We start from the raw sequence: 12,578 nt of genomic DNA on the forward strand, positions 1-12,578 counted from the left end.
GGGTGGTAGGCCGGGCGATCCGGCCGCAGGCGGGGGCCGTGGAAGGCGCCCCGGTTCCGGAGATCTCGCTCTCCTGGGACGGCGGCGCGTTCGTCGCCGAAGCCCCGGACGGTCAGGTGCGGCTGCGGCCGTCGACGCTGTACCGCTACCGCTACGACCAGCATCGCCGCGCCAAGAACGACACCGTCGTGGTCGACGGCCTGGCCCTCCTCGACGGGGACGGCCTGGTCATGCTGGACCTGCCGGGAAAGTGGTCGCGCATCGACGCCCGACGGCTGGCCACGGACGCCGGAGTGGACTTCCAGGACGACACCTCCGCCGTGGTGCGCCGCGCTCCGGCGGTGCTGGCGGGTCGTGCCCCCGGCTGGCGGCGGCTGCACGGGCGGAAGGTGTTCCACTTCACCCGTGTCCACAAGGTGGTCGTCACCTGCGGGGCCGTCCTCACCCTGGCGGCGATGGCCTATGTGATCACGATGTCCGGCTGGCTGGTCTGGCGCGGCCTGTCGTGGGCCGGTCGCGCCCTGCTCGACCTCCTGGACGCCAAGTGGGCGATCCTGCTGCTCAGCCCGGTCGCCGTCCTGCTGCGCCCGGTCCGCGGGCGGTTCCACCGGTTTCGGGTACGGCGGGGCGATGCGCTGTGGGCGCCCGGCGGGACCTTGGTGACGGTACGGCGGGGCCGCTGGTTCCAGGTGACGCGGGGCAAGGACGTGCTTCCGGCGGTACGGCTCGGCCAGGACGGTGTCGCGGGGTTGACCCTCTATCGCCACGAAGACCTGTCCGGCCTCCTGGCGGCGAACGCCACCGGCCGGGTCCTCTACCACCTGCCCGGCTCCTGGAACCCGGACGACGTCCATCGTTTCGCCACGCGGCACCGCCTGGCGTTGCGGGTGCTCAGGCCGTCCCGGGAGGAGTACCTGGAGTGGGTGCGGCAGGCGCGGTACGCGATCGGCTAGCCGTAATGACCCGCAGGTCGTTAGTGCGCCCGCTCGGCTCCGGCGGCTGAGAAGCCACCTCGCACAGGCGAAGCCATCCCGGCGGGTCACGGACCGGTGGTCGCCGGGTGGGTCCGTCCCACGCTCACGCACTGCCGCCCGCACACCTCAATGCACGATCGCCAGCATCACGTCGGAAGCGCTCGGCCGGTTCTCCGGCGTCTTGTCCAGACACGTCCCCACGATCCTGCGCAGCGACGGCGGCAGCGGCGACAGGTCGGGATGAACGGTGAGCACCCTGTGGAAAACCGCCGGAACGCTGTCCTCCCCGAACGCCGGTCGCCCCGTGGCCGCGAACAGCATCGTCACCCCCCAGCTGAACACATCCGACGGCGGCCCCACCGGCTGCCCGGACAGCTGCTCCGGCGACATGTAGGGAGGAGTGCCGACCATCTTCCCCGACGTCACCGTGACCTGGTCCAGCGCGCGGGCGATGCCGAAGTCGATCACCCGGGGGCCGTCGGCGCCGATGAGGATGTTGCTCGGTTTGAAGTCACGATGCACGATCCCGGCCTTGTGGATGGCCGCGAGGGCCCCGGATGTGGACAACGCCAGGCGTGTCAGGCTGTCGGCGTCGCGCGGGCCGTACCGGCGGACCAGCTGCTCGAGCGAGGGCCCGTCGACGTACTCGCTCACGATGTACGCCTGCGGCCCGTTGATGCTCACGTCCAGCACCCTGGCCGTGGAGAACGTGGCCACCCGGCGCGCGGCCTCCACCTCACGGAGGAACCGCTGCCGCGACACCTCGTCACCCAGCTCGTGCAGCACCTTCACGGCCACCTTGGCGCCGTGCGGCGTGGCGGCCAGGTAGACGGCTCCCTGCCCGCCCCTGCCCAGGGCCTGCAGGACGCGGTAGGGCCCGATGAACTGGGGCCCGTCATGCCGTACCGGAGCAGAGGCGTGCGTCGCCTGCCGCATGGCGGGAGACGAGTGGGTCGCGTGCTGCATCGGCGGGGGCATGGGGGCCGCGTGCCGTACCGGAACGTAGTGGGCCTCCGCGTGGCGCGCCCTGACCATCGCCGGGACCAGGATCCCCGAGTGGATGACGCCGCCGAGCCAGCTCGCGACCAGGAGGAACGACACCACGGTCGAGGTCGGCTCGGGGATGTCGTCGAACTCCTCGTAACCGGTCGACACCGCGATGAAGATGACGACGCACAGCAGGTAGAGGAACGCGGCGACGGCCTGGAAGACGCTGCGCAGCCAGAAAGCGGCGAAACCGATCGAGAACGGCGTCGCCAGACCGCACGTCACCAATGGCAGGACGGCCCACGCCACGGCGGCCGCCCATGCGCCTGCACTCGGGCGGCCTTGGGGGTACGGCATGCGGGAAGACTATCGGGCCAAATCGGACCGCGGAGCCCCGTCGGCCATCCTGTGGATAACTTGCGGACAACCTGTGGATGACCGGGGATGGCTGGGGAAATCGTGGCTTCCGAGGACCGGCTCATTCACCTATGGCGCGTAGTGCGCCATGATGATGAATCATGGGCCGGATACCGGGAGTAGGGCTGGCAAAGGGGCTGTCCATCACCCTTCGCCACATGCTGCGCCGTTCGGTGACGCAGCAGTACCCCGAGGTGCGCCCTGACCTCCCGGCGCGCAGCCGTGGCGTGATCGCCCTGGTCGAGGAGAACTGCACCTCCTGCATGCTGTGCGCCAGGGAATGCCCGGTTTGGTGCATCTACATCGACTCCCACAAGGAGACGCTCCCGGCGCCCGAGGGCGGTCGGCCGCGCCAGCGCAACGTCCTCGACCGGTTCGCGATCGACTTCTCGCTGTGCATGTACTGCGGCATCTGCATTGAGGTGTGCCCCTTCGACGCGCTGTTCTGGTCGCCGGAGTTCGAGTACGCGGCGGGGGACATCCGTAACCTTCTCCATGAGAAGGACCGGCTGGCGGCGTGGGCGGCGACCGTTCCGCCGCCGCCCGCGCACGAGGTGGGCGCCGAGCCGCCCAAGGAGCTGAGCGCGACGCCGCGCCGCCCGGTGCGGGGTGACGAGGGCGCTGCGGCGCCGCGTGGCGCGGCGGCTCGGGGCGAGGCTCGCGGGGCCGCGGCGAGGGCGCGTCGTGGCGAGGCGGCGCCTCCGGACGCCGCTCAGGAGGCCGCGGGCGAGGGCCGTTCGGAGGCGGCTCGGGGACGACCGGCTGCTTCCGGAACTCCGGAGCCTCGCGCCTCCGAGGCCCGGGGGGCGGCGCGTCCGGCGCGTCCGGAGCCTTCGGGCGAGGCCGACGCCGAGGCGTCGAGCCCGCACAGGCCGTCTCCGCCCTCGGCCCGTGCGGCCGCGGAGCCCGCAGGGGAGTCGCCGGACGCGGAATCGTCGCAGGCGGCAGAACCTGGGTCCACGGTTTCCGGCGGTGAATCCACGATCTCCGGCGGAGAGGCCGTTTCCGGCAAGGAGCCCACCGTCCCTGGCAGGCGCCCGCGTCCCACGATCAGCAACGTCCGCTCGATCAGACCACCGGGCTCACTGCCGTCTTCTGGCGACAGCACCGCTGCTCCGCCACCTGGTACGGCAACGCCATCCGGTACGGCAACGCCACCTGCACCTGGTACGGCGCAGCCGTCCGGCACCGATCAGCCGTCGGGCACGACGGCGGGATCTGACGCGGCGGCGGGACCTGGCACGACAGCAGGTCCGGATACGGCGACGCCACCGGACACCACCGAGTCACCGGGTGAGGCGACGCCAACCAGTGCAGCGGAACCTGCGCGCACGGCGACGCCTGGCACGGCGACGCCTGGCACGGCGACGCCTGGTGCGGCCGAGTCGGCGGAAACAGCGGAAACATCTGCGTCGGAGGGCGCACCCGCACCGTCATCCACAGAGCGACCTTCTGCCGAGGAGTTGTCCACAACTTCGGAGGAGCCGCCGTCCGACCTGCCCTCGAAGGAGCACACTTCAGGCGCGGAGCCACGCAGGCGCAGGATGGCCGATCCGCGGTCCATCCCTCCGCCAGGCCGGTTGAAGCCTGCCGACACACGGGAGCCCGAGGAGGAATAGCCGTGACCGACCCGGTGCCCCCCTTCCTGCCGCCGACCGGGCAAGAGATCGTCTTCTTGCTCCTCGGCGTCGTCGCGGCGGGGGCGGCGCTGCTCGTCGTCACCACCAAGCACCTCGTCCACGCGGCGCTGTGGCTCGTGCTGTCCTTCGGCGCCCTGGCGGGCTGCTACCTGATCCTGACCGCCGAGTTCGTCGCCTGGGTCCAGGTGCTCATCTACGTCGGCGCGGTGGTCGTCCTCCTCCTGTTCGGCATCATGCTCACGCGCGCCCCCATCGGCCGCTCGCCCGATCTGGACAGCCGCAACCGCGTGGTCGCCGCGATCGTGGCGCTGGCGACGGCCGGAGTCCTCATCACCGTCGTCGTCGAGGGCTTCCGCGGCGCCTACACGCCGCTGGAGCCGGGTCCCGGAGCCGCCAAGGAGCTCGGTTCGAGCGTCTTCCGCACCTGGGTCCTGCCGTTCGAGGCGCTGTCGGTCCTCCTCCTGGCCGCGCTGATCGGCGCGATCGTCCTGTCGCGCACGGACATCCGCCCCGGCGCCGGGCGTGGCGCCGATCCCGGAGGCGCCCCACCCCCGGAGGACGGCGCGCAAGCCGTACCAGACCGAGACGAGAAAGCCTCGCCCAGCCTGGCCTCCCCTCCAACCGGCCGATCCGGGGGGAAGTAGTGCACATCGTCTACCCGTCGGTCCTGTCCGCGGTGCTCTTCTCCATCGGTGTCTACGGCGTCCTTGCCCGCCGCAACACGATCCTCGTGCTGATGTCGGTGGAGCTCATGCTCAACGCCGTCAACATCAACCTGGTGGCGTTCGACGTGTGGCTCGGCGACCGCCTGCACGGGGGGCAGGTCCTCACCCTGTTCGTGATCGTCATCGCCGCGGCCGAGCTGGGCGTGGGGCTGGCCATCGTCCTGGCGGTGTTCAGGAACCGCGCCACGGTCGACATCGACCGCCTGCGCGACCTCGCGGAGGGGCCAGACGAGCCCTACGCGCCCACCGCTCCGGCCTCCGAGGCGCCCGCCCCTCGCCGCGAGCTGGCGGAGACCGCGGTCAGGAGCGCGAACTCCCCGGCGGCACAGCGAGCCGGCGACAGGGCATCCACGGGCAGCAGGGGATCGGCGGGGGCGGTCGCGTCCCCGACAGAGGCGACGGCGCCGCCTACGGACACCGTTGAGGCGCGTGCGGAGACGGCCGAACCGGCGCGCACAGACCAGGTCGAGGGGCAGGCAGAGACAGCGGGGCCAGAGGCGGGTACGGCCGAGCCGGTGACGGGGCAGCCGCCTCCCGGAGCGTCGGCCACAGAGGCGCCGACCACAGAGCCGACGGTCGGGGAGCCGACGGCCGGGGAGACGACCACAGAGCCGACGGTCCGGGAGAAGACGGCCAGGGAGGAGACAGCCGGGGAGGAGACGGCCGGCGAGAAAACGCGGGCGACGGGGCAGTCGGCGGACGGCGGAGAGCGGGTCGGCGAGCAGCCCGACACGCGACACGTCAGGCGAGGAGGCAAGGGATGACGGCCGGCGCAGCCCAGCCAACCGTCGTGGCCGTCGCGCCCCTGGTCACGATCCTGCTTCCGTTCGCCGGGGCGTTCGCGGGCCTTCTCCTGCCGCGATGGCCGCATCGTCGGTCCCATCGTGGCACGCCCGACGACACCGCCCACGCCGCCAACCGCAGGGCCGCGTGGTACGCCACCGTGCCCATCGCGGCCTCGGCCGTACTTGCCCTATGGCTGGCCTGGCACCAAGGCCTCACCTTCGTGGCCCGGATCGGAGGCGCCGAGCGGTCCGGCGCGGACTTCGTCGCCGACTACGGCACGATAGAGACCGGCGCGGTCCCGATCTCCCTGTCCCTCCAGGCTGACGGCCTGTCCACGCTCGCCGGCGTCCTCGTGACGCTCGTCGCGCTCGCCGTGCAGGTCTACTCGGTCGGCTACCTCAAGGACGACGCCCGCTACCCCTCCTACAGCGCGTTCGTGAGCCTGTTCACCAGCGCCATGCTCCTGGTGGTCTTCGCCGGCGACCTGCTGGTCATGTACGTCGGCTGGGAGGTCATGGGCTTGTGCTCCTACCTGCTGATCGGCCACTGGTGGGAGGACCTCGGCAACTCGCGGGCGGCGATCAAGGCGTTCCTGGTGACACGGCTCGGCGACGTCGGGTTCCTGTTCGGCATCTTCGTCCTGGGCACGGCCGCGGACAGCTTCCGCGTCTCGGACGTGCTCGCCAAGGTCCCCGAGATGTCCCCGGCGACGCTCGTCATCGCCACGATGCTGCTCCTCGCGGGCGTGGCGGGAAAGAGCGCGCAGGTGCCGCTCCACACCTGGCTGCCCGACGCGATGGCCGGCCCGACGCCGATCAGCGCGCTGATCCACGCCGCCACGATGGTCGCCGCGGGCATCTTCGTCGTCGCCCGCCTCTTCCCCGCCTTCCTCGGCGCCCCGCTCACGCTCGCCGTGCTCGCCGTCATGGCCGCGCTCGGCATGCTCGGCTCCGCCCTGGCGGCCCTGGCACAGGACGACCTGAAACGGGTCCTCGCCTATTCCACGATCAGCCAGCTCGCCTTCATGGCCGCGGCCCTGGCCGCCGGCTCCGACACCGCGGCGATCTTCCACCTGCTCACGCACGGAGCGTTCAAGGCGCTGCTGTTCCTGTGCGCCGGGGTGGCCATCCATCACGTGGGCTCGAACCTGATGAGCCAGATGGGCGGGCTGCGCCGCCAGCTGCCGGTCACGTTCGTCACGATGTCGGTGGGCTTCGCGGCGCTCATGGGCCTGCCGCCCGCGAGCGGCTTCTTCAGCAAGGACAGCGTCCTGTCCGCCCTCGACCGCGCCGTCGCGGGCGAGCCGCCGGCCGGTGTCCCGGGGGCGGCCGGGCCGGTGCTGGCCGACGTCCCCGCTCTGGTGCTGTACGGCTGCGCCCTGGCGACCGTGGCGGTGACCGGCGCCTACGCGACTCGCGCATGGTTGCGCACGTTCTTCGGCGAGAGCAGGGCGGTCGCGCTGGCCGAGCCTCCGCCCGGCACGGCGCACGTCATCGACGTCCGGGAAGCGCCGCTGTCCATGCTGCTGCCGATCGTGCTCCTGTCCGTCCCGGCCGTCCTGCTGGGCCTGCCCGGCATCGCCCACCTGGACGCGGGGGTCGCCATCGTCAGCGTCGTGCTGGCCCTGCTGGGAGCGGGAGGCGTCTACGCCTTCTGGCGCAGCGATCCCGTCGCCGATCCCGCCCGCGTCCTGGGTCCGTTCCGTACGGCCTGCGAGCGCTCCTTCTACGTCGACACGCTGTACGCGGCGCTCTTCGTCCGGCCCGTCGTGGCGCTCTCGCGGCTGGTGTTCCGCACCGATGACCGCGTGGTCGACGGCGCGGTGCGCGGCTCCGGCCGGTCGGCGCGCCTCACGTCCGGCCTCCTGCGCCTCGCCCAGAACGGCAACGTCCAGCTGTACGTGAGCGGGGTCCTGGCCGGAGTGCTCATCATCGCGGTGGGGGCGGTGGTGCTGACATGAGCGACAGGCATGTGGGGCCCGCCGGGAGCGTGGAGCGGGTGCAGCCGGCCACGGGCGTGGAGCAGGTGCAGCCGAGCACGGGCGTGGCACGCATGCGGACGGTCGGCCCGCCATGTTCCGGCGGCGCGGGTTCAAGCGTGGCGCATGACACGCATGCGGGCGGGCGGCACGCCGCCGCCGGATCTGGTCACGCCGCATCGGGGCCACGCCATGGCACCAGACGACGGGACGGGGTGGTGAGCCGATGAGCTGGCTGCTTGTCTCATTGGTCGCGGTGCCGCTGGCCGGCGCGGCGATCCTGTTCGCGCCCGCGATGGCCCGCCGGGGCCCGCTGCGCGTGTACGGCCTGGCCGTCTCGGGCCTGACCCTCGCGCTGTCCCTCCTGCTGGTCGCGACCTTCGACTACAGCCGTTCCGCCCAGCCGCAGTTCGAGGTCGACCGCGAGTGGATCCCCGGCCTGGGCCTGCGCTTCCACCTGGGCGTCGACGGCATCTCCCTGCCCCTGGTGGTGCTGACGGCGCTGCTGACGTTCCTCTGCTTCGTGTACCTGTGCTGGGGCACCGGCAGGGAGCCGGGCCAGCTGCTGGCACCCGACTCCGGACGGCCGAGGGCGCTGGTCTTCACCCTCCTCGTCCTCGAGGTCGGCATGATCGGCACGTTCGTCGCGCTCGACCTCCTGCTCTTCTTCGTCTTCTTCGAGGTCGTGCTGATCCCGATGTACTTCGTGATCGCCATCTGGGGCGGCGCGGGACGGCGCACGGCCGCGATCAAGTTCATCCTCTACACGCTCCTGGGCTCGGTCGTCCTGCTCCTCGGCCTGCTGCTCATCTGGGCGCAAACCGGGACCCTGGACATGGTCGAGCTGGCGAGAGCGCACGGGGCCGGCATGGCCCGCGGCGTCCAGGTCCTCGCCTTCGTCGCCGTCGGCATCGGCCTGGCGGTGAAGACGCCGATGTGGCCGCTGCACACCTGGCTCCCGGACGCCCACACCGAGGCGCCCACCGTGGGCTCGGTGCTGCTCGCCGGGGTGCTGCTCAAGATGGGCACGTACGGCTTCGCCAGGATCGCGATCCCGATCCTGCCGGAGGGCGCGGCGGCCGTGGCTCCCTGGCTGGGGGCGTTCGCCGTGGTCGGCATCGTCTACGGCGCCCTGGCCTGCCTCGCGCAACGCGACCTCAAACGCATGATCGCGTACTCCTCCATCGGCCACATGGGCTTCGTGCTGCTGGGCCTGGCGACGCTCACCCCGACCGGGATGAACGCCGCCTTGTTCGCCAACATCGCCCACGGCCTCATCACCGGGCTGCTGTTCTTCCTGGCCGGTGCGATCAAGACCAGGTACGGCACGGCGGAGATGCCCAAGCTGGGCGGCGGCATGCTCGCCACACTGCCGCGCCTCGGCTCGGTGCTCAGCTACACCTCCTACGCCTCGCTGGGCCTGCCGGGACTGGCCGGGTTCTGGGGCGAGATGCTCGCCCTCTACAGCGCCTTCCAACCGGCACCGGGGCTACCCAGGGGGCTGTTCCTGGCGTTCATGGCGATCGGCGGCGTGGGCGCCCTCCTCACGGCCGCGTACTTCCTGGTGATGCTGTCGCGCGTGACGCATGGAGTGCCCCGCCGCCGCGCCGGTGCGTCGCAGGGCGCCGCGGCGGCCGGCCATCCCGTAGGCGTGGGCGCCCACGGCGATCAGGCCGCGGAGTGGGGCGACTGGCCGTGGAACGAGGCGCGGCGTCCGGTTCCGGCCGGGCCGGGTTCCGGGGTGTCGGTGGCCGAAGGGCTCGGGGAGGCTAAGGAGCAAAGGGAGGTCGGGGGACGTGGGGAGGCCCCGGTGGAGGGGCGTCCCGCCGCCGAATGGCCCGACGAGGAGCCGATCGACTTCCTGGCCGAAGCTGGCTCGGGAGACTCAGGGACGCGCCCCGAGCCGCCACGCCCCGGGCCCGGCGACCTTCCGGACATCCGGCGATACGAGCTCGTCGCGTGGACTCCGTTGATCGTGCTCGTCCTGGTCGTCGGTGTCTGGCCGAAGCTGCTGCTCGCCGTCACGACACCGGCCGTCCAGGCACTCCTGGGAGCCACGCCTTGACCGCAGGAGGGCTCAGCACGCGAGACAGGTCTTCGCCGAACGCCGGCGGACGGGCGGCGTTGCCGCCGCGAGCACATGCCTGCGCACACATGCGACAGGGACGCGGGCCGTACGGCACCTGCCCAAAGGGCCTCAAGAGCTGTTCACGGGACCTCATGGGCAGCCCGCTAGGCCTCAATACCTGTTCATGGGGCCTCATCAAGAGCTGTCCGCAGGGCCTCAAGCCGCAAAACCGCCGGTCGCGACGCCGGGGCGGCCGGAACACCCGACGGGTGGTGTCATGATTCAATCAATCGACTATTTCGCCATCGCCCCACCCCTCATCCTCTGCCTGGTGGCCGGCCTCGTGCTGCTGCTCGACGCCTTCCTGCCCCACACCCCCCGAGTGCGCCCCGCCCTGGGCTTCGTCACGCTCGGCGGCATCGTGGCCGCGAGTGCCTTCCTCGTGGCCCAGGCCGCCGCCGGCCGGCGCCTGGGCACCTTCTGCGTCCCCGCCGACCTGGCCGCCTCCCCCCGGCCGGGTGTCCAGCCCGCCGGCGCCGAACCGCCATGCTCGTTCGTCGTCGACCAGTTCACCCTGATCTTCGCCGGCCTGGTGCTGGCGGCCGGGATCGTCGTGGTGCTCCTGTCGATGACCGAGCTCGCGACCGGCGCGATCCCCGTCGGCGAGTGGTATTTCCTCCTGCTGTGCACGCTGGCCGGCGCCGTCACCCTGCCCGCCTCCCGCGACCTCGTCATGCTCGTCGTGGCGCTCGAGCTCGTCTCCCTCCCCGTCTTCGCCCTCACCGCCCTGCGGCGCTACGACGGCCGGGCCTCGGAGGCGGCGGTCAAGCTGTTCCTGGTGTCGATCGTCTCCACGGCGGTCATGCTGTTCGGCGTCTCCCTCCTGTACGGCATGAGCGGCACGGTCTTCCTCGCGGACCTGGCGAGGGCCCTGACCGGCCCGGTCACCGCGCCGACCGTCGTCACCGTGGGCGTGGTGCTGGTCGTGGCGGGGTTCGCCTTCAAGATCGCGGCTGTGCCGTTCCACTCCTGGGCGGCGGACGTGTACCAGGGCGCGCCGATCCCCGTGGCGGCCCTGCTGTCGGTGATCTCCAAAGCCGCCGGATTCGCGGGCCTGATCCTGGTCCTCGTGACCGCGCTGGGCAGCCAGATCGGCACATGGGCGCCCATCCTGGCGATCGTGTCCGCGCTGACCATGACCGTGGGCAACCTCCTCGCCATGCGCCAGCGGTCCGCGGTGCGCCTGCTGGCCTGGTCCTCGGTCGCGCAGTCCGGCTACATCCTCGCCCCGCTCGCCGTCCAGCGTCCCGAGGCCGTCAGCGCGTCCATCGCCTACCTGGTCATCTACGCGGCCATGAACCTGGGCGCCTTCGCCGTCGTCATGCTGGTCTCGCGGCGGGCCGCGCGCAACGAGCTCGACGACTACCGCGGCCTGGCCTACCGGAGCCCGGCGGCGGGCCTGACGCTCGCGTTCAGCCTGATCTGCCTGGCGGGGATGCCGCCGGGGCTGGCCGGGCTGTTCGCGAAGGTCGTGGTGTTCAGGGAGATCGTCCAGGGCAGCCTGGGCTGGCTCGCCGTGGTCATGGCCGTCAACACCGTGATCGGCCTGTACTACTACGTCGTCTGGACGGCGAGGCTGTTCACGCCCGCGCCCGATCTGGAGCGGCCGGTACGGCTGGGCCGCCCCGGCCTGGCGACGTGGGCGGCGGCCGGATTGGCGCTGGGCGTCGCGGTGCTGTTTTCGGTCGCGCCGCAACTGGTGCTGGACGTGGCGGTGCTCTCCGCGTCCGGTTGAGCACGCAGGGAACCCTGACCAGGGGTTCGGCGTTGAACGTGGTGAAGAAGCCGAGCCCGGCGCCCCGCGTGACCCGTGGGCGCGCCAGGTGTCGGGCGTAGGCGTGTGACATAGCCGAATCGGCCCGACCGGCACGCTGTGACGGCGGGCACGGTTGGTTGGCGAACAGGACGGCGGGGCGCGAGCTCCGGGTGGTCCGCGCCCATATCACCGGAGGGGTACCTTGCACCACAACGGTCTTCGCACGGCGGTCCTGCTGGGGGCCATGTCCGCGTTGATCCTTGCGGTGGGGGCGTGGCTCGGCGGCGGCACGGGCGTGCAGGTCGCGCTCGTGGTGGCGCTGGTGGGCAACGGCGTGGCGTACCTCTTCTCCGACCGGATCGCGTTGTCGGCGCTGCGCGCCCGGCCGGTGAGCGAGGTCGAGGCGCCTGCGCTGTTCCGCATCGTGCGCGAGCTGTCCACCGAGGCACGCCAGCCCATGCCGCGGCTGTACATCTCACCGACCCTGCAGCCGAACGCCTTCGCGACCGGCCGCAGCCCGCGCGACGCGGCGGTCTGCGTGACGTACGGCCTGACGCAGCTCCTCGACGAGCGCGAGCTGCGGGGCGTGATCGCGCATGAGCTGTCGCACGTGTACAACAGGGACATCCTGATCGCCTCGGTGGCGGCCGCGCTGGCGACCATGATCACGTGGTTGAGCTATGTCGCGGTCTTCTTCGGCGGCTCGGACGACGACGAGGGGCCCGGCTTCCTCGGCGCGCTGCTGATGATGGTCCTCGGCCCGGTGGCGGCGACCATGATCCAGATGGCGATCTCGCGGTCGCGGGAGTTCCAGGCCGACGAGTCGGGCGCCCGGCTGACCGGCGATCCGCTGGCGCTGGCGTCGGCGCTGCGCAAGATCGAGATGGGTGCGCGGAGGCTGCCGCTGCCCGAGAACAGCCGCCTCACCTCGGCCTCCCACATGATGATCGCCAACCCGTTCAGCGGCTCGGGTATCGGCCGCCTGTTCTCCACTCACCCGTCGACCGCCGAGCGGGTGGCGCGCCTGGAGCGCATGGCCGGCTACCGCCGCTGACCCCACGGGCTACCAAAATGCGGGCCAGTGCTCCGGCCTTCAGGCCGGGGTGAAGGCCCGCGCGGGAGGGCCGCCAGGCCCGAGCGTGCCTAACCGGGCCGGTTCTGCTGCTCGATGTACTGGCGCAGGACCG

Annotated in this window: 8 protein-coding genes and 1 pseudogene; 8 read left to right on the forward strand and 1 reads right to left on the reverse strand. The window is 71.9% G+C overall.

The window, feature by feature from the left end; translation table 11 throughout:
- Nucleotides 1-38: 38 nt before the first annotated feature.
- Nucleotides 39-953: a hypothetical protein gene (locus BSB02_RS33220; RefSeq protein WP_143591474.1), complete on the forward strand. Its 915-nt coding sequence runs from the start codon at nt 39-41 to the stop codon at nt 951-953.
- A 147-nt stretch (nt 954-1,100) separates the two neighbouring features.
- Here BSB02_RS33220 and BSB02_RS33225 read toward each other — a convergent pair whose 3' ends face one another.
- Nucleotides 1,101-2,318 (reverse strand): serine/threonine-protein kinase, encoded by a 1,218-nt coding sequence (locus BSB02_RS33225; RefSeq protein ID WP_143591476.1) that lies wholly within the window; start codon nt 2,316-2,318, stop codon nt 1,101-1,103.
- Nucleotides 2,319-2,641: 323 nt separating this feature from the next.
- Between BSB02_RS33225 and BSB02_RS41705 the strand changes: the two genes are divergently transcribed.
- From BSB02_RS41705 to htpX, 7 genes and pseudogenes are all read left to right on the forward strand, one after another.
- The gene (locus BSB02_RS41705; RefSeq protein WP_240506875.1) at nt 2,642-3,997 is read left to right on the forward strand and encodes a 4Fe-4S binding protein; all 1,356 of its coding nucleotides are present in this window, start codon (nt 2,642-2,644) and stop codon (nt 3,995-3,997) included.
- 2 nt (nt 3,998-3,999) lie between these two features.
- Nucleotides 4,000-4,662 (forward strand): NADH-quinone oxidoreductase subunit J family protein, encoded by a 663-nt coding sequence (locus tag BSB02_RS33235; RefSeq protein ID WP_084964950.1) that lies wholly within the window; start codon nt 4,000-4,002, stop codon nt 4,660-4,662.
- Nucleotides 4,662-4,964 (forward strand): annotated as a pseudogene (gene nuoK / locus BSB02_RS43715) (NADH-quinone oxidoreductase subunit NuoK); the annotation flags it as partial. The gene BSB02_RS33235 and the pseudogene nuoK, both read left to right, overlap by 1 nt.
- 539 nt (nt 4,965-5,503) lie before the next feature.
- Nucleotides 5,504-7,489, forward strand: coding sequence for an NADH-quinone oxidoreductase subunit 5 family protein (locus tag BSB02_RS33245; protein WP_084964951.1), 1,986 nt, complete (start codon nt 5,504-5,506; stop codon nt 7,487-7,489).
- Between the two features lie 244 nt (nt 7,490-7,733).
- Nucleotides 7,734-9,572, forward strand: coding sequence for a complex I subunit 4 family protein (locus tag BSB02_RS33250; RefSeq protein ID WP_084964952.1), 1,839 nt, complete (start codon nt 7,734-7,736; stop codon nt 9,570-9,572).
- A 280-nt stretch (nt 9,573-9,852) separates the two neighbouring features.
- Complete coding sequence (locus tag BSB02_RS33255) at nt 9,853-11,370, forward strand: NADH-quinone oxidoreductase subunit N (RefSeq protein WP_084964953.1); 1,518 nt, start codon at nt 9,853-9,855, stop codon at nt 11,368-11,370.
- A 223-nt stretch (nt 11,371-11,593) separates the two neighbouring features.
- A complete protein-coding gene (gene htpX / locus BSB02_RS33260) occupies nt 11,594-12,445 on the forward strand; it encodes a zinc metalloprotease HtpX (protein ID WP_084964954.1) in 852 nt (283 codons plus the stop codon).
- Nucleotides 12,446-12,578: the final 133 nt, after the last annotated feature.

The sequence above is a fragment of the Thermoactinospora rubra genome, from assembly GCF_002093975.1.
GTDB lineage: Bacteria > Actinomycetota > Actinomycetes > Streptosporangiales > Streptosporangiaceae > Nonomuraea > Nonomuraea rubra_A.

What these genes read in the sequence shown, in the direction of transcription:
- BSB02_RS33225 (WP_143591476.1), bottom strand. Translation starts at nt 2,318, where the DNA reads ATGCCGTACCCCCAAGGCCGCCCGAGTGCAGGCGCATGGGCGGCCGCC.
- BSB02_RS33245 (WP_084964951.1), top strand. Translation starts at nt 5,504, where the DNA reads ATGACGGCCGGCGCAGCCCAGCCAACCGTCGTGGCCGTCGCGCCCCTG.
- BSB02_RS41705 (WP_240506875.1), top strand. Translation starts at nt 2,642, where the DNA reads ATGCTGTGCGCCAGGGAATGCCCGGTTTGGTGCATCTACATCGACTCC.
- BSB02_RS33255 (WP_084964953.1), top strand. Translation starts at nt 9,853, where the DNA reads ATGATTCAATCAATCGACTATTTCGCCATCGCCCCACCCCTCATCCTC.
- BSB02_RS33250 (WP_084964952.1), top strand. Translation starts at nt 7,734, where the DNA reads ATGAGCTGGCTGCTTGTCTCATTGGTCGCGGTGCCGCTGGCCGGCGCG.